This window comes from Mesorhizobium sp. HAY1-8B (assembly GCF_056868045.1).
Window position 1 is genome coordinate 2,664,874 of the sequence record NZ_CP200321.1, and the last position, 22,938, is coordinate 2,687,811.

18 protein-coding genes are annotated in these 22,938 nt (G+C 60.5%); 11 read left to right on the forward strand and 7 right to left on the reverse strand.

The features are described from left to right. Positions 1-120: 120 nt before the first annotated feature. Both AC1VON_RS12610 and AC1VON_RS12615 read right to left on the reverse strand, forming a co-directional pair. Complete coding sequence (locus AC1VON_RS12610) at positions 121-702, reverse strand: flavin reductase family protein (protein WP_483122866.1); 582 nt, start codon at positions 700-702, stop codon at positions 121-123. Positions 703-723: 21 nt separating this feature from the next. Then, positions 724-1,995: an acyl-CoA dehydrogenase family protein gene (locus tag AC1VON_RS12615; RefSeq protein ID WP_483122871.1), complete on the reverse strand. Its 1,272-nt coding sequence runs from the start codon at positions 1,993-1,995 to the stop codon at positions 724-726. Between the two features lie 99 nt (positions 1,996-2,094). On the opposite strand from AC1VON_RS12615, the gene AC1VON_RS12620 reads away from it, so the two are divergent. The 7 genes from AC1VON_RS12620 to AC1VON_RS12650 all read left to right on the forward strand — a co-directional run bounded on the left by AC1VON_RS12620 (position 2,095) and on the right by AC1VON_RS12650 (position 10,553). Continuing rightward, complete coding sequence (locus tag AC1VON_RS12620) at positions 2,095-2,736, forward strand: TetR family transcriptional regulator C-terminal domain-containing protein (RefSeq protein ID WP_483122875.1); 642 nt, start codon at positions 2,095-2,097, stop codon at positions 2,734-2,736. 133 nt (positions 2,737-2,869) lie between these two features. Continuing rightward, complete coding sequence (locus tag AC1VON_RS12625) at positions 2,870-4,033, forward strand: acyl-CoA dehydrogenase family protein (protein WP_483122877.1); 1,164 nt, start codon at positions 2,870-2,872, stop codon at positions 4,031-4,033. Between the two features lie 404 nt (positions 4,034-4,437). Then, positions 4,438-5,259 (forward strand): substrate-binding domain-containing protein, encoded by an 822-nt coding sequence (locus AC1VON_RS12630; protein WP_483122879.1) that lies wholly within the window; start codon positions 4,438-4,440, stop codon positions 5,257-5,259. 18 nt (positions 5,260-5,277) lie between these two features. Next, the gene (locus tag AC1VON_RS12635) at positions 5,278-6,837 is read left to right on the forward strand and encodes a sugar ABC transporter ATP-binding protein (protein WP_483122882.1); all 1,560 of its coding nucleotides are present in this window, start codon (positions 5,278-5,280) and stop codon (positions 6,835-6,837) included. A gap of 19 nt (positions 6,838-6,856) precedes the next feature. After that, positions 6,857-8,248, forward strand: a complete 1,392-nt coding sequence (locus AC1VON_RS12640) for a sugar ABC transporter permease (protein WP_483122886.1) — start codon at positions 6,857-6,859, stop codon at positions 8,246-8,248. Between the two features lie 388 nt (positions 8,249-8,636). Beyond that, on the forward strand, positions 8,637-10,028 hold the full coding sequence (locus tag AC1VON_RS12645; RefSeq protein WP_483122889.1) for an amidase family protein: 1,392 nt from the start codon (positions 8,637-8,639) through the stop codon (positions 10,026-10,028). Between the two features lie 225 nt (positions 10,029-10,253). Continuing rightward, complete coding sequence (locus AC1VON_RS12650) at positions 10,254-10,553, forward strand: putative quinol monooxygenase (RefSeq protein ID WP_483122891.1); 300 nt, start codon at positions 10,254-10,256, stop codon at positions 10,551-10,553. A 1,824-nt stretch (positions 10,554-12,377) separates the two neighbouring features. Here AC1VON_RS12650 and AC1VON_RS12655 read toward each other — a convergent pair. From AC1VON_RS12655 to AC1VON_RS12675, 5 genes are all read right to left on the reverse strand, one after another. After that, positions 12,378-13,172 (reverse strand): N-acyl homoserine lactonase family protein, encoded by a 795-nt coding sequence (locus tag AC1VON_RS12655; protein WP_483122896.1) that lies wholly within the window; start codon positions 13,170-13,172, stop codon positions 12,378-12,380. A 2-nt stretch (positions 13,173-13,174) separates the two neighbouring features. After that, positions 13,175-14,098 carry an NAD(P)-dependent oxidoreductase gene (locus tag AC1VON_RS12660; protein ID WP_172351818.1) on the reverse strand — a complete coding sequence of 308 codons (924 nt, stop codon included), beginning with the start codon at positions 14,096-14,098 and terminating at the stop codon, positions 13,175-13,177. Positions 14,099-14,167: 69 nt separating this feature from the next. Next, a complete protein-coding gene (locus AC1VON_RS12665) occupies positions 14,168-16,123 on the reverse strand; it encodes a heterodisulfide reductase-related iron-sulfur binding cluster (RefSeq protein WP_483122900.1) in 1,956 nt (651 codons plus the stop codon). Between the two features lies 1 nt (position 16,124). Continuing rightward, positions 16,125-17,093, reverse strand: coding sequence for an electron transfer flavoprotein subunit alpha/FixB family protein (locus tag AC1VON_RS12670; RefSeq protein WP_483122902.1), 969 nt, complete (start codon positions 17,091-17,093; stop codon positions 16,125-16,127). Between the two features lie 3 nt (positions 17,094-17,096). Continuing rightward, positions 17,097-17,861, reverse strand: a complete 765-nt coding sequence (locus AC1VON_RS12675; RefSeq protein ID WP_172351816.1) for an electron transfer flavoprotein subunit beta/FixA family protein — start codon at positions 17,859-17,861, stop codon at positions 17,097-17,099. Between the two features lie 315 nt (positions 17,862-18,176). Between AC1VON_RS12675 and AC1VON_RS12680 the strand changes: the two genes are divergently transcribed. From AC1VON_RS12680 to AC1VON_RS12695, 4 genes are all read left to right on the forward strand, one after another. Then, positions 18,177-19,391, forward strand: coding sequence for a substrate-binding domain-containing protein (locus AC1VON_RS12680; protein WP_162258877.1), 1,215 nt, complete (start codon positions 18,177-18,179; stop codon positions 19,389-19,391). A gap of 73 nt (positions 19,392-19,464) precedes the next feature. Beyond that, positions 19,465-21,006 (forward strand): sugar ABC transporter ATP-binding protein, encoded by a 1,542-nt coding sequence (locus AC1VON_RS12685; RefSeq protein WP_483122907.1) that lies wholly within the window; start codon positions 19,465-19,467, stop codon positions 21,004-21,006. Continuing rightward, positions 21,003-21,953: an ABC transporter permease gene (locus AC1VON_RS12690; RefSeq protein ID WP_172351814.1), complete on the forward strand. Its 951-nt coding sequence runs from the start codon at positions 21,003-21,005 to the stop codon at positions 21,951-21,953. The genes AC1VON_RS12685 and AC1VON_RS12690 overlap by 4 nt, the downstream gene beginning before the upstream one ends. 2 nt (positions 21,954-21,955) lie before the next feature. Continuing rightward, positions 21,956-22,924 (forward strand): ABC transporter permease, encoded by a 969-nt coding sequence (locus tag AC1VON_RS12695; RefSeq protein ID WP_483122909.1) that lies wholly within the window; start codon positions 21,956-21,958, stop codon positions 22,922-22,924. Positions 22,925-22,938: the final 14 nt, after the last annotated feature.

The window sequence follows — 22,938 nt, forward strand, 5'->3', positions numbered from 1 at the left end:
GATACCGGCGGTTTTCAGAGCGCTGTTTGCCGGCCCCATACAAACGGCTTCCAGCATTGCCGTCGCCAGCACCAGGTCTTCAACAGGCCGAACTAAGGGCACGAGATCGTCCAGCCCTTCTCACAAGGCGCCTCCAAGAGGCGACGGAATCCCGTAAGAGCGCGACCAATATACGAGGGGTCGCTCGGCGCCTGATATGATTTCGTCGACCCGTCCGATTAATAGCAGGTGCGAGGCGATGGGCTGCGCGTCAACGAGTTCGCAGTCGAACGCTGCCACTACGCCTTCCAGATAGCGTTGCGGCGCACCGGGTACACCTGACCAACGGGCTGCAGTAAGATCGTAGGGCCGACCATTTCGCGGCCTGCCCGAAAATCGTTCGGAATGTTCCACCTGCTCGGCCGAGAGCACGTTGACCACGTAGCGGCGATGCGTGGACACCGCCTTGCAAAGGGGGCTGCTCGCCTTCACAGAAATCAGCACCATCGGAGGATCCGCTGAAACCGAGATGAACGTACCCACGGTAAGCGCTAACCGGTTCTCGGGAGGGCCTGCGACGACCACAGCCACGCTCAGCGGCACACGGCTCATCGCGGCCACGAATTGGTCGCGTAGGTGGTCGGGGCGGATATTGGCCGGCGATATTGCACAAGATCTCATGGTGGTTGCTACCTTCGGAAAAGATATAAATGGCACGGTCATCACGGCACCCGCTGGTGGTTGCTAGAGCGTCGGGTTGTCGATCGGTAGACCGAGCACAACACGGCCATGGGTTGTTGCACTCACATCCCAATTTTGGGTGATGTGCCGGTTCGCGGCACTCATGTCGCAAAAATAGCGTGAGAGCGGATTACGGTCATAGATCGCCCCTCCACCCGCAGCATCCCAAACGATATTCACCGCGCGCGTCGAGAGCTGGCCGGCAAAGGTGGCTTCGGCCCGACAACGCGCTCGCTCCTCATCAGTGGGAAGACGGCTGGACTCAAGGATCTCCGTCATCTGATCGCAGGCGCCGTAGATAAGAAGACGCGCCGCCTTTAAGTTGGCGAGTGCCTCGGCGACCTTCACATGTTGGGTGCTGAAATCAGTGACCGCCCGTGAGGAGGCGCGTGAGATTCGGCCCCGCACCTGCTCGAGATAAGTCTGCACCGCACCCTCGGCGATCCCGAGGGCAGTGCTCCCGATGAAAACTCCGAACATACAATAAAGGGGCGCGCGCAAGTTGATCGGCTCATCGGGATAACGTGCTGCGCGCGCGCGCATGTTTGCGATAGTTGTCGTGCGGTGCTCCGGCACGAACACCTCGTCCAACGAAACGTCGTGGCTGGCGGAGCCTTTTAGACCCATGGCATACCAGGTATCGAGAATCTGATAGTCGCTCTTCGGCACGAGGAAGTGCCGGTCTTCCTCTTGGCCATCTGGCCCGGGCGTGAAGGCGGTGAACAGAGCCCAGTCGGCAAGACTCACGCCGCTGACGAAGGGCCAGCGGCCCGACAGCACATAGCCACCGTCCACCCGGCGCGCCCGTCCGATGTTTGGGATGAGGATCCCGGACAGTAACGCGGCCGGATTGTTCCTCCAGACATCTTCCTGCGCCTCCAAGGGCCACCGACACATCATGGAATTGTGAGAGATGTTCTGCACCACCGCCCAGGCGGTGGACCCACAGGCCTGCCCGAGAGCGGTCATGACGTCGACTGCCGCGCGGAAGGGCGCGTCGGCTCCACCAAAGCGAGCGGGCTGGAAGAGCCGATGGACTCCGGTTCGCTTGATGTCCTGACGGGTCGCTTCCGGAGGCTGCCGTAGCGCTTCGGTCTCCGCCGCTCGCTCACGCAGGGCAGGCGCAAGCCCGCGAGCCCGCTCGACGAGCTCTTCGGGCGTTCCCGCGCGTTCAATGGCCGGCAAATCTTCGTGGCTAAGGGCTGTTTGCGTTCTCAAGATGGACCTCCGGTTAAACATGATTTTTTTAGAACATACGTTACGTAAAAAATTCATGCAAGCCCCCCATCAATCGCATCGGCTCTCCAAGAAGCCGCTGATTGCGGTGCTAGGCAGATACGTTTATATAGAATTAACATTCGATATGGAGACGAGATGCCAAAACTCGGGATGGAAGCGATCCGCAGGCGGCAGGTGATGGATGCGGTTATCCACATCCTGTCGACCCAAGGTTGGCGCGACCTCACCATTAGAGAGGTGAGCGACGTCGCAGGCATTTCTTCGGGTGTCGTCACCCACTATTTTAGCAACAAGCGTGCCTTGACGCTGGACGCGATCAATGACGCCATTCTCCAGTACGTCAAGGCCCTCGGCAAGATCGAACACCGACGCGGCACCGTCGTGGACCGGCTGGTCGTCCTTGTCGACTTCGTCAGCCAGCTGTCGCCCCCCGGGATCCCGGACTGGCGGTTCTGGCTCGGCCTGCTCGGCCGCATGCCGTTCGACCGGGTGCTGCAGGCAGAAGTGCAGAAGGTCCACCGGCTTTATGCTGAGATCGTCGCACGGCTGATCGAGGCAGGCGTCCAAGAACGCGAGTTCAACCCCGATCGCACGCCCGACGACATAGCGGTGAAATTCGTCAGTGCCACCGTCGGGATGTACGCGCTTATGGTCGCCGATCCGCAGGACATGCCACCCGAGCGCTGTCGTCGGCTGCTGTTGGACCTGCTAAGCCAGGATCTCGGCTTGACCCTCGAGGTGATGCCGGCGTCATCACGGGCGCACCTGGCAACATGACCGGCTCATACGATTGCCATCATATTTTCGCGGCTTTGATATGTTTCATCGCGTCAAAGCAACTGGACCCACAGATCAAGACGGAGCAGGGCCTTTGCCAGTCATCTACCCCCACGAGCTCAAGGGGAGGCGCGTGCAGAGCCAAGCCTTGATTAGCAGCGCGCGGAGCCTCATCTCGACGCTTAAGGAGCGCTCAGACGAAGCCGAGCGAAATCGCTGCCTGCCAGATGAGACGCGCCAGGACCTTCGCCGTTTGGGGTTGGCGCGGCTGCTTCAGCCGGAGCATTTCGGTGGTGCAGAGGGCTCGCTTGAGAACTTCGTGGATGTGATGATCCCGATCGCCAGCGGTTGCCCTTCAACTGCCTGGTGTCTTGCCCAGTACATCTTCCACAACTACATGATCGCCCGGTGGCCTGTGCAGGCGCAAGAGGAAGTTTGGAGCGATCCAAACAGCCTCGTGAGCGGCATTCTTATCCCGCGCCAAGGCAAGGCAAGGCAGGTCGAGGGCGGTTATGAACTGACCGGCGAATGGCCCTTCGTCAGCGGCGTACAGCCGTCCGACTGGTGCTTGCTTTCCGGAATGGTGGAGCAGGATGCGGCTCCCGACGAGGAGCGCTATTTCCTGGTTCCGACTCGCTCGGTCACGATACTCGATACGTGGCACCCCATTGGCCTGCATGGCTCGGGGAGCCACGACGTGCGGGTCGAGAAACTGTTCGTGCCAGACCATCTCAGCCTGTCGATCAAACACCTGAAGGGCGGCGACTTTCCCGGAAAGGCGATCAATCGCGGGGCGGTTTTCCGCCCGCCTGTCTATATGGTCAGTGGCATTTTGCTTGCCGCCGCGCTGATTGGCATGACCGAGGCGATGTTCGAGAGCTTCCTTGTGCAGTCGCGCAGCCGTAGAGCGCTGATGAGCAGCGAGGAGACGGCGAGTTATGCCACCCATCAGGTCCGGGTGGCGGAGGTATCGTCGTCGCTGCAGGCGGCAGAGATGCTCATTCGGGCCGATTGTCGGGAGATCATGGAGTCAGCCTCCGCCGACTATGCGCCGACGCCATTGGAGCGATCGAACTATCGCTGCAACTCAGCGTATGCCGGACAGCTCGCGCGGCGTTCGGCGGAGACGGTATGGGATCTCATCGGTGCGCGCGGCGCCTACGCGAACAATCTGATCGCCCGACTCTACCGCGACATAGCTGTCGCCTCGCGCCACGCCGCGATGAATTGGGAAGTCAACGCGACCGAACATGGTCGCGCCCGTCTAAGACTGCCACTCTCAAATCCGTCGCTGTAAGCACAAACGTTATTTTTGTGACGTATGCTTGACATTTTTTTTTAGATGGGATGTTCTATATAAATTGATCGTTGCGTAGAGTTGGTGGGCGTCAACGGTCACCCATCTTTTTCGGATTTTCCGTAGCCAGCGCTCTTGGGAGAATTTCATGCGTGACTTACGTGCCTTGACCAAACTGTTTGTCGAAGGCGGCGTCTCACGCCGCGAATTCATGAAGTCAGCGGCGGCGTTTGGCGCTGCCACTGCAACCCTGGGCGCAGGTGGCTTTTCGGCGCGCGCCGCGACTGGTCCGCTGGTTGGGTTCAGCTTTCCTAGCTTTGACGCCTTCCGCTGGCCTCATGACCGCCACTATTTCCAGGCGCGCGCCGATGAACTGGGACTTCAATATATAATCCAAGGCGCGAATGAAGACGTCGCGACCCAGAGACTTCCAGATCGACGCCATGCTGTCTCAGGGCATCAAGGTGCTCGTGATCATTCCCGTGAACGTCGAGGCCGGTAAGAAGATTGTCGAGCGCGTCAAGCGCGAGGCGAACATTCCGATCATCTCATACAACTATGTCATCCCCTCGACGGCCATCGACTACTGGGCAGCGCGCGACAATTATCTTGTCGGGGAAATTCAAGCGAAGCAGGCCCTAAAGGAAGCAAAAAAAGGCAATTGGGCCATCGTCAGCGGCCCTGAGGGCATAGATGTGGCGCGTCAAAAGACTGAGGGAGCGCTAAGGGTTCTCAAGCCGTTCATAGATTCTGGAGAGATCAAAATCGTGTCTCATCAATGGCACGATAATTGGCGTCAAGAGTCGGCTCTCAAGCAAATCGAGGATGCGTTGACCCAAAACAACAACAATATTCAGGCCATCGTCTCCAACGAGGAAGGTTTGGCGCTGGGCGCGCTCCAGGCCCTGACGGAGCAGGGATTGAACGGCAAAGTCTGGCTTTGCGGCGAGGATGTATGGCCCGAAGGTGCTCGTGCCATCGTTAGGGGTGACATGGCGATGAGTGCTTGGACGGACCTCATCCAAATGGGACGCGTGGCCGCCGAGGCGGCGTTGGCGCTCACCCGTGGGGAGACGCCGAAAACCAACGAGACTCTCGATGTGGATGGTCATAAAATTCCAGGAATGCGGATTCAGTCACGGGTTGTGAACAAAGAGACTTTGCCCGACTTCCTCAAACTGACGGATTGGCTAAAACCCGAAGATATCGGCCTCAAGGCAGGGTAACTGCAAGTGGAAGCGTTCGTGGCATCAGCCACCTGGGGCGGGCATAATGCCGGCGAATTGCTGAAACTCGACGGTATTACCGTCGAGTTCGGGGCCAATCGCGCTCTTGATGACGTAAGCTTCAGCGTCTCGGCCGGAGAGGTTGTCGGCCTGATGGGAGCAAATGGTGCCGGCAAAAGTACGCTGGCAAAAGTTATTGTCGGTGAGATCCCGCATGGATCTTATCGCGGGACCGTCATCTGTAGCGGCAAGCTGGCGACGTTCGCCGACTCCAGGGATGCGCATCGTGCTGGCGTTGCTCTCGTTCACCAGGAAGGCTCCGTTGTTTCTCAACTGACTATCGGTGAGAACGTGATGCTGGCGATCGAGCCATCTCGTCTCGGCATCATTGATTGGAAGGGGTTGCACGCGCAAGCGGACGCCGCATTGCGCAGGCTCGGGCTGACAATTGATACGCGAACGCGGCTTGCCGGGCAGGGCGGGGTCGCCTTGATGGAACAGGTGGAGATTGCTCGTGCGATTGCGAGCGGCAGTCGAGTGTTCGTTTTTGACGAATCGACGTCGGCGCTCGGATCTGGTGAGATCACGGTGCTTCTCCAGCGAATGCGCGAGCTTGCCACTCAGGGCGCGGGCATTATCTTTATCTCTCATCGCACCGATGAAATCTTGCGGGTCTGTGACCGTGTTGTCGTGCTTCGCGACGGCCGCGTCGCGCTGGACACCCCAAAGTCAAGTCTCGATCATGGGGCAATCGTACGGGCCATGCTCGGCAGCGGCCGGGACAATGTCGTCTCCAACGGTCAAAGCACGGCCTCCGAGCGGCGCGAAACGATGATAAAACTCGATGGATGGAACCTGTCGCGGTCACTGGAATCTCCGCGCGACGTTGGCCCGATCGACATCGACGTCGGGGCGAACGAGATCATCGCAGTGTACGGGCCGCTTGGGGCCGGAAAGTCTGAGCTACTCCAATCACTCTATGGGTTCATGCCCGAGTTGACGAGCGGTGCGATTGAGCTGGCAGGCTCCCGATTCCGACCACGAAGTCCGCGGGAATCGATCCTATCTGGAGTGGCCTATGTATCCGCTGAACGTCAGCGTGATGGTGTCGTCCCACATCTTTCGGTATTGGAAAACATGATGCTGGGATGGCACCGTGGGCCTCCCCGCTGGAAAGGGCCGATTGTCGATCCTACAAAATGTACGGACCTCTGCAGGTCCCTGATCCGCGACCTGGCTATTCGCACGCAAGGACCGGATCAGCCGATTGCAGCCCTCAGTGGCGGTAACCAGCAAAAGGTTCTGTTGGCGCGAGCCCTCATCAACGAGCCGCGTGTGGTTTTGCTCGATGAGCCTACCCGCGGGATCGATTTGGGCGCCAAGCAAGACGTTTATCGGCTCGTGCGTAAGCTCGCATCGACCGGAACCGCCGTGCTGTACGCGACAATGGAGGAGTCGGAAGCGCTAGAACTTTCCGACCGGGTCCTGGTGCTGCGTGACGGAAGGCAGGTCGGACTGATTAAATCGAAAGACACGAACCCCCATGAATTGCTCGCATTGGCGGGCGGGCTGCAATGAAATCAAAGATGGGACCGCAATGACAACGATAGCTGACTCGAAGGGCAACGCGATCGCAGTTGCGTCTTCAGAAGCAAGGGCTGCGCAACCGACCCGGGCAAACTCCATCATTTCCGTTTTGCGTTCGGCCGCGGGATTGCTCCTGGCGATTGCCATCGTCTGGATCGCGTTCTCCATCCTGACAGATGGCGTATTTGTTAGCGACCGCAATCTAAGCAACCTCATGCGGCAGACCGCCATGACTGCCATTGTTGCCATCGGGATGCTCGTAGTCGTCGTTCAGGGCGAAATCGACCTCTCCGTGGGATCGTTCCTGAGCCTTTGCGTTACCGTGGTCGCCATGATCGAGGTGAGCGGCGTGGTCGGCGTCTGGGGAACCATCGCAGCGGCGCTCGCAATGGGCGTCCTGGTCGGCCTTTGGAACGGCACCTGGGTTGCTCGCCTCGGTCTTCCGTCCTTCGTGGCAACACTCGGCGGCTTGATGCTGTTTCGCGGCTTGGCGCTTGCGCTGTCAGGCGGCCGCACGATCACTGGCATCTCCGACGACATCCGCTTTTTCGGGGAGGCATTTGTTACCGGACCTGCGCTCTGGGCTTTCATTGTGGTAGCCGCGATAATAGCACTGTGGCCGCTGCGGAACCTCGGGGAGGACAGTCAGCATCGTCGTCGTGCATTGCTTCGAGCTGGGTTGGGCTTCGCAAGTGTGGTCCTGCTTGCATGGGCAACGCTTTCTTATCGTGGCTTACCCATGCCGGTGGCGATCACGTTGGTCACGGCGGCGGTGGTCTCGTGGATGCTGGCCAACACCGTTTGGGGACGCCACGTTTATGCGGTTGGCGGCAATCGCGATGCTGCCAGGTCTGCGGGCATACCCATCACCAAGCATTTGATGATTTCATTCGTCCTCCTCGGAGTGTTGACCTCCGTCGCGACACTAATGCTCGTCGGACGATTGGGCTCGGCACCGCCAGAATCGGGTCTGTTCCTGGAGCTGAACGCGATCGCGGCCGTGGTTATTGGTGGAGCAAGCCTTTATGGCGGCACGGGCACAGTTTCTGGCGTCTTGCTGGGCGCGTTGCTAATGCAGAGCCTTGCAAATGGGCTCTCGTTGCTGAACGTACCAACGGCTTACCAGAACATAACTAGTGGAATTGTCCTGATGCTTGCCGTCTATATCGATGTTCTGTCAAAGCGCGGGGGAAGCTATTCTCGCGCCCGTAAAAAAAACTGTGGCGGCCCTGCTGCTGCCTGCTGCGGCTGCAGCCTTTGCCTTTGGCTATGCCGCGAGCAGCGTTCGCAATTGCTCGCGTGCATTGCGTCGCGCGCTTCGTTGGGACTGGCGAACCGTCTGCTGTGGGCCGATCGAGATCCGTACGCCTCCCACGTGGGGGGAAATCGAGCCGGGGCCTGACGGCATGCTCGTCCTTCACAACAAACCGGTCGCAATGAGAGTCGACGGGGATGCCGTTTGGTATGCATCTGTTATCGAACTTAGGATGTATAAAGACTGCCAGGGCCGCCCAATCGTCGACGGCGGCACGCGGTGGTGGAGGCGCCGGCTGGAGCGCCAAGGGGCAGGGTTATTCGCGGACTTGCATGTCGCCAATGGCGCTACGCCAGCTCGAACCAAAGAGGCAATACACGTACTGAATTCGATGCGTCTCACCAGCGACCCGCGTTCCATCGTCTGGCCGGCGCCGGGTGAAAAAAGCGTCGCGCTACGCCGAGTGCTACCCCCACATAATTCGAACGTCGCCCGCGACTTCGAGACCTTCTAGGCCTGATGCACGGAGCATTTCATGGACGACCTTTGGCGTCTGTCGGCCGCCGAACTCGCGGGCCTGATCAAAGCGAAGACGGTTTCGGCAAAAGAGGCTGCGGAGGCGGCTCTTGCCCGGCTTGATGCGGTCAATCCCAAGATCAATGCCGTGGTGGACCACCGGGCCGACGACGTGTTGGCGCAGGCGGCACTGATCGACGCCGCAATTTCACGTGGCGACAAATTGGGGCCACTCGCCGGTGTTCCGGTAACAATAAAAATTGGTGTCGACCAGCAAGGTTTTGCAACTACCGACGGTATGAGGTTGAAGCGCGACAATATCGCCAGGGCCGACAACCCGGCAGTCGCCAACCTACGAAAGGCCGGCGCCATCTTGCTTGGCCGCACTAACTGCCCGGCCGTGTCTTATCGCTGGTTCACAACCAACCTTATCCATGGCGACACCAAGAATCCGCGCGACCCTGCCATAACCCCGGGCGGCTCCTCCGGCGGAGCTGGTGCAGCCGTCGCAGCTGGTATCGGTCATATCGCTCATGGCACCGACATCGCGGGATCAATTCGCTATCCTGCTTACGCCTGCGGCGTGCATGGTTTGCGGCCGAGCCTGGGCCGTGTCCCGAGTTTTAACCCAGGCTCGCCAGAACGCCCGATTGGTGCGCAGGTGGCCGCAGTATCGGGTCCGCTGGCGCGCACAATCAATGATCTGCGCATCGCCTTAGCAGCGATGTCCGCCCCAGATGCTCGCGACCCTTGGTACGCCCCGGTGCCCCTCGATGGGTCGCCGAGACCGAAGCGCGTTGCGATGTGCCTCAACCCCGATGGTCTCAATCCTGTGCCCGAGGTGGTCGCAGCGGTTGTCGACGCCGGCAAGCGGCTGCAACACGCTGGCTGGGTCGTTGAAGAGGTAGCTGATACGCCAGCTATGCGGGAACCAGCGGATATTCTAGCAAAACTTTGGCTTGGCGATGGCTATGAGGCTCAGCTTGAGATGGCCGAGCTCGAGGGTGATCCAGGTGCGTTGGCCTGTCTGCGCGGCATGGGGGCGAAGGTGCATCCGTTCGATCTCTCCAGGGCGCTCGCCAGGCGCGATGCATTGACCCGCGAATGGTTCGCCTTCCTTGACACATATCCAGTGCTGTTGATGCCGGTATCAGGCGATTTGCCATTTCCAGATCAGCTCGACCTGAAGGATGAGACGTCCTTCACGAGGGTCTGGCATGCCCAGCTGCCGCAAGTTGCCATTCCCTTCATGGGACTTCCAGCACTAGCGGTTTCCACGGGACTGGTTGGGCGTACCCCGGTGGGAGTGCAACTGGTGGCAGGTCGGTTCCGCGAGGACTTATGTCTTGCTGCGGGTGAGGCAATTGAGGCGGGCGGCACGCCATCTGCGGCGGTTGATCCGACAAATTAGGAGCACGGCGATATCGAGCGCTTCTGATCTCACGCGGCAATCGGTGCTTGGCGAGGACTTGCAGATGCAGCGATTAGAGAGAAAGGTATCCTTATCACCAACACCGCAACCGCGCGTAGGTCGCGCTGCGTACAAGGGCTGCAAGAATTGCACGCTGTCAGGCGCTGTGCAGTTTTGCGGTCGACGATTTCCCCGCAACTAATAGCAATCGTTATGGAGCTGTTTATGACGACCCCCGTTGTCGCCATCTTTCTCGCTAAGCCCGGCGCAGAAGAAAAACTCGAAACCCTGTTTCGCGGCGTGATCGCGACCACTCTTGAGGAAGAAGGCTGCATCAGCTACCAGCTCAACCGCGACCTTGACCAGCCACGCCGCTTCGTTTGGACCGAAGAATGGGAAAGCCGTGAGCTTCTGGACAAACACGCCGCCGCCCCGCACATCACGGCGCTGCTTACAGAGATACCGGACCTCGTTGAAAGCGCCGAGGTGATCCCGCTGCGCAAAGTCGACGGCGGAGCGGCATGAGGTGATATCCACAGCCATTGCCCATTCTGTATAAGCCTGCCGTCCTTTCAGCCTCGAAAACAGCCCAGAGCGCGTATGGGTCGGAACAACAACTGGCCGGGCGTCGGTGCGTTGGGCGGAAGCAAAGTGCAACTCGCAAATCCCTCATTTCAGGTCGAAATTACATCCAAGCGCGACCAGTCGCGATCCACAATGACCGTGGGTATCAACGGGGATCATTGTGCACCCGGATTGTCATCCTGTTTTGCTTCGAGACGAATTCTCCATTCAGATGCCGCCGTCAGCGAATGTCGGTGACGGGGCGATACGGAACAATACGAGAAGATTCTTGATTTTGGACCACGAAAAACTCGATGAAATCAAAACCTTTGATACATCCTCCGGGCCTGCCAATTCTTTTCGGGATAAAGAACGTTCAGATTGGCGCGCGGTAAAGAAACCGGACATCAAGGTGAGCCGACCTGCGTGAGGATGTCGCTCTATAGCGGCGACCTCGACGCCTCACCTGGAGGTCCACGACAGTCGCCGAGAATGTGCTACATATTGTGACACCTATTGTGATGCAAATCGAGCTCGGAAACAGAAAAAAGGCAATAAAAACAATACCTTACAGAAGATGTCGATCCCAGCCAACTGAATCGCTAAAAGTCTTCACGTCTATTGCGGTGAACATAGACGAAAATCCGCCGGATCGCGGCGATGTAGTGGGAACCTATGGGGTTCGTGCTTTAGCCCGCAATCGATTGACACGCTCGCGCACTTCGGCGAGGCGTTCCTCCTTCGCCTGAAGATCCCGCATCGCCCGTTCCAGGTAATCATATAGCGGAAGCCACGCCTCGCCTTGGTCACCGCGCGCAACGATGATCTCTGCAACACGGTCAAGTGCTCGCCCGATCCGTTCCACGGTAACCCGGACGAGTGGTGGCTGAGTGCCGCCTCATGACATCGCTCTCTTGTAGACCTGCGGACTTGAATTCCCCTATTGCAAATTGCATCATGACGAAAGCGTGAAGCCTAAATTCCTTGAGCGCCTTGTTTGTATCGCTGTGTTGTCGGCGACCAAGTGAAGGCAATCGATGGATTCTCCAACAAAGCTGTGACGGTACTTTTTAGTTCTGGCGGCGAGGACATACCGGCACCTGAAGTCGACCGAAAAGCGCGGTTGACTCCGATTGATGCTGAAACCTTAAAATATTTTTTGCGGCGATTTTCCCTTTAAAATCAAAAGCGTAACTTTTTGACGGTCCATGGGTCGGCGTTGCGCGTCAAAAGCAACAAAAAACCCAGCTAGATCAATGACCTAGCTGGGTTAGAAACAATCGAGTGGGAATGATTTGAGCCTACCCAAACGCCGCCGAAAATACCCCCGTTCTCGTGCCTTGAGTGACCTGCATCGTGAGTGTGGACCGCTTAAAACTGCATCCGAACGGCTTTCGATGAGTTCCGATACCGGACCCTGATCCCCGATATCATCCAGAAGCCGCTTTCTCCAGGATGCGCCCCCCTGGAATGTCAGCGCGGAATAGAGCTGGTTTGGGCTCATCACCATGTGCATCGGCGGCGGGCAAGGCATAGCGCTGGCTGTCGAAAGGATCTGAGCCGGCGGCTCCCGGCCACCGTCTTATTTCTGTCTCGGCAGGAACGGATCTCCCGCCTCACGCACCGCGTTGGCTATGAAGTCGGTCGTCGCCTTGATCCGGGCGAGGCCGCGCGTGTCCGAATGCCCGGTACGCGCTCCTGACGAGGGCCGGGAACCAGTTCATGGCTGACCCGCCCGCTGCCCGAACGTGTCGCTGGCTCCCGGCCGTCACGGCATCGACGTGATCAGTCCAACGGGTGGGCAAGGCTTACAATGTCCTCGACGTCCTCGCGGCTGCGCGCGAAGCGCTCGAGCACCAGCGGATCGTGCCCCGGCACGATGTGAGCGGGCGAACTGGCAAGCTGCTTCATCCGTTCCACCCCGAAGATCACGTCGCTCAGTCGGTCGAAGACCGGAAAGGGCTTTTCGCGCTCCATATTGGCGTAGAAATGGGCCGCGTCGGACGCGATCACGACCGCGCCATTGTCGGTTTCCACCCGCACCACCTGCAGTCCGCGCGAGTGGCCGCCAACCTTGTGGAGCGTGATGCCGGGCGCGATCTTCGAGTCGGGATCGTGGAAGCAAACCTTTCCGGCAAAGACGCGCCGCACCATGGTGGTGACGTCTTCGGCCTCGAAGGGATGGCGCATGGCATGATGGCACATGCAGCGGCCGGTCGCGAACTCCATCTCCGCATCCTGCAGGTGAAAGGTCGCGTTCGGGAACAGATGATGGTTCCCGCAATGGTCGTAATGCATGTGGGAGACGATGACGTCGCTGACATCGGCGTGGTTGATGCCGATTGCCGCCAGGCCGTCATCGACGGGCCTCACGACACTGCGTCCGCGTTTGTCACCGGTCGGTTTGTCGAAACCGGTGTCGACGATGAAGGTGCGCTTCTCGCCGACGATCGCCCAGACGAAATAGTCGAGCGGCATGGGAACATCATGTGCGTCCCCGCCCAGGAAGTTCTCACCCGAGCGGCGTTCGAAATGGCCGTAGCGAACGGCATGGATCTCATAGCGTTCGGAGTCACCCATGATCAGCTCGCTTTGGCGACATCTGGAGTCTGGGCTGAGCCAACCTCCACATGCGCCCATGTCTCAACCGTCTTGACCATACAGGTAAAATCGGAATCCGGCCCGTAGAGCTGGTTCGTCACGCTCAGCAACTGGCGCACGGCACTGCCCACCACCATTGGCACGCCCATCGCCTCCGCCTCATCCACGCACAGCCGCACATCCTTGAACGACAGGCCGGTGGCGAAGCCGAAATCGAAGGTGCGGGGCAGGACGGATTTCGGGAACTTGTCCTCGGTGGCACTGTTGCGGCCGCTCGATGCGTTGATGACGTCGATCATGACCTTCGGATCGAGGCCCGCCTTCACGCCCATCACCACCGCCTCGGAGGAGACCGCAAGGGCCGCTGCCGCAAGCAGGTTGTTGGCTAGCTTCATGGTCTGGGCGGCGCCCTGAACCTCGCCCATGAAGAATATCCGGCCGAAATTCTCGATGACCGGCCTCGCCGTCTCGAAGGCGGCCTTGGGACCCGAGACCATGACGGCGAGGGTGCCGTTGCGTGCTCCCTTCAATCCGCCGCTGACGGGCGCATCGATCATGGCGATGTTCTTGGCTGCAAGGCCTTCGGCGACCCTGGCGGCCGTTCGCGGGCCGGTGGTGGAAATGTCTACGAAGATGCGGACCGCCTTGCCGTCGGCGATGCCGCCATCGCCGAGCACGATCTTTTCCAGGATCTGCGGGCTGGGCAAGCTGGCAAAGACGATCTCCGCGGCATCGGCAACCTCGCCTGCGCTGCCCGCGGCCTTTGCGCCCGAATTGGTCAGTTCCAGCACGGCGTTGGCGTCGATATCGTGGACTATCACCTCATAGCCGGCCTTGATGAGACGGGTCGCCATCGGCGTGCCCATTTTTCCAATGCCAACAAAGCCGATTTTCAGGGTCGACATGATCGCTCTCTCCTCCTTCGGGGCCTATTGCCCATGGTGCTTGGTCTCGATTTCCTGGATCGCATTACGTCAAGTCGTTTCCACCGTGGGCATTTCGAGCGCCTGGCTCGTACGCGGCACGAGAAGTTCCGCTATGTCCACGACCTTCAATCTGTCGGCCACGCCGAGTGCATCGATCGCGGCTGTGTACATCACCTTGTCCTTCGGACAGGCGACGACGAAATAAGCGACGTCGCCCAGGCTCAGCGCCTCACGGATGCGGTTCTCGCTCGGCCGCTCGGTCACGCCGTCGTCACCTTGCCAGATGCGGCCGCCGCCGGCGCCGCAGCAAAAGGAATTCTCCCGGCAGCGCGGCATGTCATGAAGCGTGTAGCCGGCGGCCCGGATCAGTTCGCGCGGCGCATCGAAGCCGCCATTGTAGCGTCCAAGATAGCAGGGATCGTGATAGGTGACCCTGGCGCCGTCGGCGACATGCAGGTCGAGTTTTCCCGCCGCGATGAGTTCCGCCAGCAGCGCCGTATAGTGCAGCACCTCGAACGCCGCGCCGAAATGCTGATAATCGTTCTTCAGCGCATTCAGGCTATGCGGATCGGTGGTCATGATCCGGTTGAAGCTGCACGCCTTGATCTCGTCGATGTTGGACTGAGCGAGCGTCTCGAACAGACCTTCTTCGCCGGCGCGCCGTACATCGTTGCCGCTGTTGCGCTCGGCATCGAAGAGAATGCCGAAGTCGACACCGGCCGCGGTCAGCAGTTCGGCAACCTTGCGGGTGATTTCCTGAACGCGCGGATCGTAGGACGCGTAGTCTCCGACGAACCATAGAACGTCGACAGGTTCCTCGCGCGCGTCCTTGACCGGAAAGCCGAGGTCCCTGGTCCAGCGGGCCCGCATCTTGGAAGGCTTGCCCATGGAATTGCCGAGACGGGTCAGGTTCGACAGCGCCTCCTGCAGACCTGGGCTGACACGGCCTTCGTCGACCAGATGACGGCGCATGTCGATGATCTTGGGCAGATGCTCGATCTCGACCGGGCATGCTTCCATGCAGGCACGACAGGTGGTGCAGGCCCAAAGCGTCTCCTCGGAAATCACGCCGCCGACCAGCGGGGCGGCCGATGGTCCCGCGGCAAGCGCATCGCGCATGTCGGTGACCAGCAACTTCGGGCTGAGCGGCAGACCGGCCGCATAGGCTGGGCAGACCGCCTGGCAACGGCCGCATTCGGTGCAGGACAGAAGGTCGAGCTGCTGTTTCCAGTCGAACTGTCCCAGGCTGTCGATGCCTGGAGCCTCACGCGCTTCCGGGACCGCGGGCGCCAGGCCGCGGGGCTCGAGGCTGCGGAAGTAGATGTTGGGCGCGGCAAGGAACATGTGCCGGTGTTTCGAACCGGGGATATAGACGAGGAACGCCAGAATGGCGCCGACGTGAATCCAGTAGAACAGCTCTTCACCCGCATGTCCCGGCATTCCGGCACGCTCGAGCAGTCCTGCCAGTGCTGACGCGACGGGCCGCCACGAGCCGTCGGCGCCGCCGGCTATGCGCGCCGCCGCCTCGAGCAGCAGGGACGCCACGATCAGAACGATCAACACATAGATGATTGCGGCATCGCTGCCGCTCGAGCCATCGAAGCGGGCAGGCCTCAGCACGTAGCGCTGATAGAGCGCAAGTGCGACGCCGACCAGCATCAGCACCGAAAAGATATCCTGCAGAGCGGCAATCCAGGTTTCGCCCCCGATGGGCGCAAGCGAGAACCCGGGAAACAGCCGTGAGCCGAAGGCATCGATCGTGGCGGTGAACAGCACGAAGAATGAAATGAAGATGATTGCGTGGAGCACGCCGGAAAGCGGCTTGCGGAGCATTTTCCGGTGCATGCCGATGGCGACCATCACGCCCTGGAGACGCAGCATCGGGCGGTCGAAGCGGGCCGCGGCCGGTGCATTGGCAAGAGCAACCGCGTAACGACGAGAGCGCCAGGCCGTCAGCGCGAGTGCTGTGACGACCAGGATCCAGAGTGGCAGGGTCGATGCCATCTCAACGGCCAGAGCCGGCCCGCAGCCTGTCGCTCAGATTGGCGACGAGATCGAACAGGTCACAGGTCGCGCCGTAATGCGCGACATTGAAGATGGGCGCCTTCGGATCGGTGTTGACGGCAATGATGAGGTCGGCCTGCGACATGCCCTCGAGATGTTCGGGCGCGCCGGACACGCCGAGCGCCAGGTAAAGTTTCGGCTTCACCTTCTGGCCGGATTTGCCGACCTGGCGCAGCTTCGGCAGCCAGCCATTGTCGACCACAGGACGGCTGCCGGCGATCTCCGCCCCCAGCATCGTCGCCAGATTGCGGGCAAGGTCGATGCTTGCCTCGTCGCCGATGCCGCGGCCAACGCACACGATCCTGTCGGCTGTCGTCAGATCGACATCGGCATAATCCGGCATGTCGATGGCCACCATCTTCACCTTGCCGCTGGTGAGCACGGGTTCGGCATCGATCGTTTGCACGTTCACGGGCGCGATCGGAGCCGGCGCTGCCGCCGCGAAGGCACCTGGGTTGATCATCAGAACCGCGGGCAGCCGCACTTCGCATTCGGCGAGTATCTTGCCGCCATACATCTGCGCGACGATCGTCAGGTTTTCGCCATGCCGCTTGATTTCATTGACATAGGAGATGAGCGGCCAGCCGGTTCGCGCCGCGATGTCCGCTGCCACGTCCAGTCCGTTTGCCGAATAGGGGACCAGGACCAGGCCGGGGCTTTCGGCGATGATGACGTCGCGCAGAAGCAGCGCATAGGTCTCGGCGGGAATGACATCCGATCTTGTGGAGCGGGCCACTATCAGGCGATCGGCGGCACCGAGGCAAGCGGATGCGCCTTCCGCGTCACGACCGGCGAAAAAGGCAACGACCTCGTCGTCGGCCTGGGTCAGCGAACGTGCCGCGGCGATCATTTCAAGTGAGAAGGCTTCGATCTTGCCGGAATGGCCTTCGGTACAGGCAATCAATTTCATGGCTTAGTTCCTCGCCAGGCCTTTGGCTGCCAGGATGGTGACCAAGCGATCCGCGACTGTCTCGGCATTGCCGCCGAGGTTCTCGCCAGAGCCGCCCTGGACTGGCAGGCGCAATGTGATGATCTCGGCGGTAAGCTCGAAGCCCGACAATTCGGGCGTGGCCCGGCCGATGGGCGTCTTGGACGCCTCGCGAAGCTTGCTGCCCGAGACATAGCGGGGCGCCTTCGACGCGGTCTGAACGCCGAGCACCGCCGGCGTGGCCAGCTCATAGGTGACGGCGACGCCCGCGCCGCGCTCTTGCGTGACCCGAAGCACGGCGCCGTTCGCAACGATGCGGTTGGTTCCCGACACATGCGGCCAGTCGAGCAGCGCGCCGACATAGGGCGCCAGCTGGCCAAAGACATCCTCGGTCGATTGGACTCCGCACAGAACCAAGTCGACCGACTTTGCCCTCGCCATCGCCGCGATGGAAGCCGCGATCTCTCGTGAGGAGATCATGGCGTCCTCCTCCGATTGAAGTGCCACGACTTCGTCGGCGCCGCGCGCCGCGGCCATCTGCAGGACACGGTTGGCGCCTTCGCCAACGGCCACCACCGTTACCTTCGCACCGCTGGCTTCCTTGAGCAGGATTGCTTCCTCGAGGGCATGATCGTCGAAATCGTTGAGCTGGAAATCCAGCCATTCCCGATCGATGCCGCGGCCGTCCTCGGCGAGTTGCAGCTCGCCCGCGGAATCCGGGATCATGCGCAAGACGACAAGAATATTCACGGCCTCTCCTCCGACGGAACGCACCTCGAGCGCCCAGAACCGGCTGCTAGATAAGTCGTATTCTTCGCTGCTCCCAATGGCCAAAAAGGTAATAGCAGCTATTACAAGACGGCAGATTGACGATTGTGGGTAATCGACTGCTAATTTGCATCAAATCGCTTTCAATCGAATTTTCCTGAGGTGGAGGTTGTCAGGAGAATGTTCGCGCGATTTGCCCGAGATATAAGCATATATTCTTTGTTTATACTGTCTCGTGCGCGAGAATGTCTGAGGAGAATTTTAAACGCTCTGTCGAGCGTTAAGGAGGAGGAACCAATGTCAATAAAGAGCATCCTAGACCACAAGATTTCCCGTAAGGGCTTTATCCGGGGCATGCCGGCCGTGGCGGCAGCCATGGCCGCCGCGCCGGCCATCCAACTCGCCCAGACCAGCGCGGCCGTCGCTTCAGAGACGGCGGAAAAGAAGCCTGGCTACTATGGCGCGCCGCGCACCTGGATGTGGAACCCCAATGCCAACACCATGGTCGACACCTCGAAATGGAAGAAGGCGGGTCCGTACACGATCGGGTTCTCCAATGCTTCAATTTCCAATGCCTGGCGCGTCGCCTTTCAGCATGGCGTCCTCTGGTCGGCCGGCCAGCATCGCGACGAGATCGCCCATCTTCTCGTCACCGACGCCAATGACGATCCTTCCAAGCAGATCGCGGATATCCAGGATCTGATCAGCCAGGGCGTCGATATTCTGCTCATTGCGGCCTCGACCGAGGACGCGCTTGATTCCGTCGTCGGCCGCGCAACCGAACAGGGCATTCCCGTGGTCATGGTCGATCGCAAGGTCAAGACGCCGGCCAACTACATCACCTACGTCACGGCATCCGATTGGGCGTTGGGCCGTCTCGAGGCGCAGTGGTTGTGCGAGACGCTGGGCGGCAAGGGCAACATCGTGATGCTGCCAGGCATCGCCGGGTCGAGCGTCGCGGAAATCCGCATCAAGGCGAACGAGGAAGTGTTCTCGAAGTTCCCCGGCATCAAGGTGCTGGAGAAGCAGTATTGCGACTGGAATCCGGCAACCGGCAAGTCGGTGATGGCCGCGCTGATCCAGAAGCACGGCAAGGCCATCGACGGTGTCTTGGCCGACAGCGCGCTACAGGGCTATGGTGCGATCGAAGCGTTTCTTGACGCCGGCTACAAGGACGGCGAATTCCCGCCGATGACCGGTGGCGACGTTGCCCGGATGTATCAGCTGGCCAACCAGCACAACATCAAGATGGTCGGCATCGACTATCCGACGTCGATGGGCATCACCGGCATCGAGACCGCGCTCGATGTGCTCAAGGGCATCTCGGTCCCGGACAAGGTAGAGGTGAGCTTCCAGGTTGTCACGTCGCCCGGTGCGGATACGGTCTCGGTCAAGGGCGACAGGCATCTGCTCGACCATGTCAGCATGAGCGACCCGGGCGATCTGTCGCCAAGCAACGGGCTGCCTGCCGGCTACAATCCGAGCACATTCAATCCCGACTATCCGAAGTAAGCCTCCCAAGCGACCCGGTGTGCGCCCTCCTGGGCGCACACCGGACGTGCATTGAACAGTTCGAGCACCGGATATGTCAGCGTCTGTTATTGAACTCAGTCAGATCGAGAAGGACTATCCTGGAGTCAAACCCCTGGACAAGGTCGATTTCGCCGTGCAACCCGGCGAGATTCACGCCCTTCTCGGCGAAAATGGCGCGGGCAAGTCGACGCTGATCCGTGTCATGGGCGGCGTAACCAAACCGAATTCCGGGACCATGACCTATCTCGGCAAGCCGGTTTCCTGGCAGTCGCCGAAGGAGGCACGCGCTGCCGGCATCCACGTGATCCATCAGGAGCTTGCCCTTTTTCCCGAGCTGTCCGTTGCCGAGAACATTCTGGTCGATACGCAGCCCCGCGGCATGCTGGGTCTCATTTCGAACCGCGCCCGCCACGTCCGCGCCGCTGAAATCCTCTCACAGCTCGGCGTCGACATTCCAACCCACGCCAGGATCGACGAATTGCCGCTTGCCGACCAGCAAATGGTCGAGATCGCGAAAGCCCTGGTTGGCAAGGTGCGGCTGCTCATCCTGGACGAGCCGACGGCGGTCATCGCCGGACGCGAGGTCGATCTTTTGTTCGAGAACATGCGCAGGCTGCGCAACGAAGGCGTCGGCATCGTCTACGTCTCCCATAGGCTGGAGGAAATCTTCGAGATCGCCGACACGGTCACGATTCTCAAGGACGGCCAGCTCGTCGGCACGAGCCCGGTAAGCGCGCTCACGCGTGAGGAGATGATCACCCGGATGGTCGGTCGCCGGCTCAGCCAGATCTATCCGCCGCGGCGTACCGCACCGGCGAGCGGCCCGGATGTGCTCACCGTTCGCAATCTCAAGGCTGGTCCGCGCGTCCGTGACGTCAGCCTCAACGTCAAGGTTGGTGAAATCGTCGGCGTCGCTGGCATGGTCGGTTCGGGCCGCACGGAGGTCGCCGAGGCGATCTTCGGCACGCGTGCCGTGGAGAGTGGTGTGATCGAATTCGATGGCAAGCCATTTGCGGCGAAGCTTCCGAAGGGCTCGATACGCCATGGACTCGGTTTTCTGACCGAGAGCCGAAAGGATGACGGCCTGTTTCTCGGCCTGCCGATTTCCGCCAATATCGTAGCGCCCGACCTCGAAGGCATAACGAAACATGGCCTGATCGACCGCAAGCAAGAACGTGCGGTGGCCATGCGGCAGATCCAGGACTTTTCGGTCGCGACGCCGTCGCCTGACGTGAAGATCGGCAATCTCTCCGGTGGGAACCAGCAGAAGGTGTTGTTCAGCCGCTGGTCGCGGATCGCCAGCAGGCTGCTTATCCTCGACGAACCAACGCGCGGGGTCGATATCGGGGCCAAGGTGGAGATTTATCGCATCGTGCGCCGGCTGGCGGATTCTGGCGTCGGCGTGCTGATGATCAGTTCGGAACTGCCCGAAATCGTCGGCCTTTCCGATAGGGTCTTCGTGATGGCGCAAGGCTATGTCGTTGGCGAAATCAAAGGCGATGCGCTCGGCGAGGAGGCGATCATGGATCTCGCCGTGCGATCTGTCGGGCACCGCAAGACAGAAATTGATCAGCGTGCGGAGCCGGTAGGATGAGTGCCATCACGATGGATCTTCGCCGCAACCGGCTGATGCTTTCCTACCTGATCGTGGCGGTGCTGCTGGTCCTGCTTGCGGTCGCGGGCGGCTTCTTGTCCGATCGATTCCTGACTTGGCGCAACATCGGCAACCTGTTCCAGCAGCTCATCGTGCTGGGCATGGTCAGCCTAGGCCAGACGTTTGTCGTGCTGATGGGCGGCATTGATCTGGCGGTCGGTTCGCTGGTTGGTGCGCTCACCGTCTTTCTGGCGAACTTCCTCGAATGGCGCCCCGATCTGGTGTGGCTTGCGCTGCCGCTCGCATTGGTCGCCGCGACCGCTGTGGGCGCGCTCAACGGGTTGTTGACGGTCGTGCTGCGCGTCCATCCGTTGATCGTCACGCTCGGCATGTCCTCGATCATCTTCGGCGGAACACTGATGTACCGCAAGGAGCCCGGTGGCTCCGTACCGCGTGCCTTCGCTGATATCGCCTATGCAAAGGTCGGCGGCATTCCGCTCAGCGCCGTCGTGCTCGTCGCGATTTTCGCCCTTGCCGGGCTTTGGCTGCAGCGCACGCGCACGGGCCGCAGCATCTACTTCGTCGGCGGCGACCGGGAAGCGGCGCGGCTGAACGGGTTGCCGGTCGATCGTATCGTGGTGCTTGCCTATGCGCTGTCGGGCCTGTGCGCGGGCATAGCGGCGATTTTCCTGACTGCGCGAACTGGCGTTGGCGACCCGCGCATCGGTGCCGCGCTGACGCTGCAGTCGGTGACGCCGGTGGTGGTCGGAGGCACCATCCTGGCCGGCGGAAGAGGCGGCGTGCTTGGCACTTTCCTTGGCGTGCTGCTCGTCACCATGCTCAACAGCCTGCTGAACTTCGTCAATGTCTCGTCCTACTACCAGTGGGTCATCCAGGGTCTTATCATCATCATCGCGGTCGGCATCCACACACCAAGGCGGAGATAATGATGGCGCCTCTCGATACCCCGATGCCGCGATCGCAGAGCATTTCCCTGGCGTCTGTCTTCGAGCGCTACGGGCTGGTGGTCTTCCTGGTCGCTCTGATGAGCGTCGCGGCTCTCGCCTCACCGACCTTTCTACGGCCGGCCAACCTGGTCAATGTGCTGACCATCGCGGCACCGCTTGGCATGGTTGTGATCGGTCAGACCTTTGTCATCCTGGTGCGCGGATTGGACCTGTCAGTGGCCTCGCTGATGGCGACGGTGGCGGTGCTGGCGACCGCTTTCAAAGCCACCACCAATGAAGCGATTCCGATGATCTTCATCGCCGCGATCGCCCTGTCGGCCGTGGTGGGCCTGGTGAACGGCTGGCTTGTCGCCAAGCGCAATGTCAGCCCGTTTCTCGCGACACTGGCGATGATGATCATCCTGCAGGGCATCCGTTTCGCCTATACCGGCGGGGCGCCGATCAGCACCTTGCCGCCGGGCATGGGCTTCCTGGCCTCGGGGCGGATTTTTGGCGTACCAGTCAATCTGATCACCCTGGCATTCCTGGCGATCGCGTTCGGCATCGTGCTGCACCGGTCACGCCTTGGCCGTGAGATATTCATGGTGGGAAGCAATCCGAAGGCCGCGTTCCTCAACGGTGTCGCGCCCGATCGCGTGGTCATCCTTTGCTACGTCATCTGCTCGGTCTGCGCGGGAATAGGCGGCCTGTTCCTGCTCGGCTATGTCGGTACCGTCTCGAACTGGGTCGGCCAAGGCTACGAACTGGACTCCATCGTTGCCGCCGTGATGGGCGGCGTGGCGCTTACTGGTGGGCGCGGCAACGTTTTCGCGGCGCTGCTTGGCGTGGCTGTTCTGGTGGTGATCAACAATCTCGTGCTGCTGCTCGGATTTCCGATCGAGATGCAGCTCATCATCAAGGGCGTCATCATCATCGGCGCGGCGGCGTTTTACCGGACGCGGCTCGCCTGATCCGATGCTGCCGT

Coding starts and splice junctions, on each gene's coding strand:
- AC1VON_RS12620 (WP_483122875.1), top strand. CDS start 2,095: ATGCCAAAACTCGGGATGGAAGCGATCCGCAGGCGGCAGGTGATGGAT.
- AC1VON_RS12670 (WP_483122902.1), bottom strand. CDS start 17,093: ATGAAATTGATTGCCTGTACCGAAGGCCATTCCGGCAAGATCGAAGCC.
- AC1VON_RS12650 (WP_483122891.1), top strand. CDS start 10,254: ATGACGACCCCCGTTGTCGCCATCTTTCTCGCTAAGCCCGGCGCAGAA.
- AC1VON_RS12680 (WP_162258877.1), top strand. CDS start 18,177: ATGTCAATAAAGAGCATCCTAGACCACAAGATTTCCCGTAAGGGCTTT.
- AC1VON_RS12655 (WP_483122896.1), bottom strand. CDS start 13,172: ATGGGTGACTCCGAACGCTATGAGATCCATGCCGTTCGCTACGGCCAT.
- AC1VON_RS12695 (WP_483122909.1), top strand. CDS start 21,956: ATGGCGCCTCTCGATACCCCGATGCCGCGATCGCAGAGCATTTCCCTG.
- AC1VON_RS12640 (WP_483122886.1), top strand. CDS start 6,857: ATGACAACGATAGCTGACTCGAAGGGCAACGCGATCGCAGTTGCGTCT.
- AC1VON_RS12630 (WP_483122879.1), top strand. CDS start 4,438: ATGAAGACGTCGCGACCCAGAGACTTCCAGATCGACGCCATGCTGTCT.
- AC1VON_RS12660 (WP_172351818.1), bottom strand. CDS start 14,098: ATGTCGACCCTGAAAATCGGCTTTGTTGGCATTGGAAAAATGGGCACG.
- AC1VON_RS12645 (WP_483122889.1), top strand. CDS start 8,637: ATGGACGACCTTTGGCGTCTGTCGGCCGCCGAACTCGCGGGCCTGATC.
- AC1VON_RS12690 (WP_172351814.1), top strand. CDS start 21,003: ATGAGTGCCATCACGATGGATCTTCGCCGCAACCGGCTGATGCTTTCC.
- AC1VON_RS12615 (WP_483122871.1), bottom strand. CDS start 1,995: ATGAATTTTTTACGTAACGTATGTTCTAAAAAAATCATGTTTAACCGG.
- AC1VON_RS12610 (WP_483122866.1), bottom strand. CDS start 702: ATGACCGTGCCATTTATATCTTTTCCGAAGGTAGCAACCACCATGAGA.
- AC1VON_RS12665 (WP_483122900.1), bottom strand. CDS start 16,123: ATGGCATCGACCCTGCCACTCTGGATCCTGGTCGTCACAGCACTCGCG.
- AC1VON_RS12685 (WP_483122907.1), top strand. CDS start 19,465: ATGTCAGCGTCTGTTATTGAACTCAGTCAGATCGAGAAGGACTATCCT.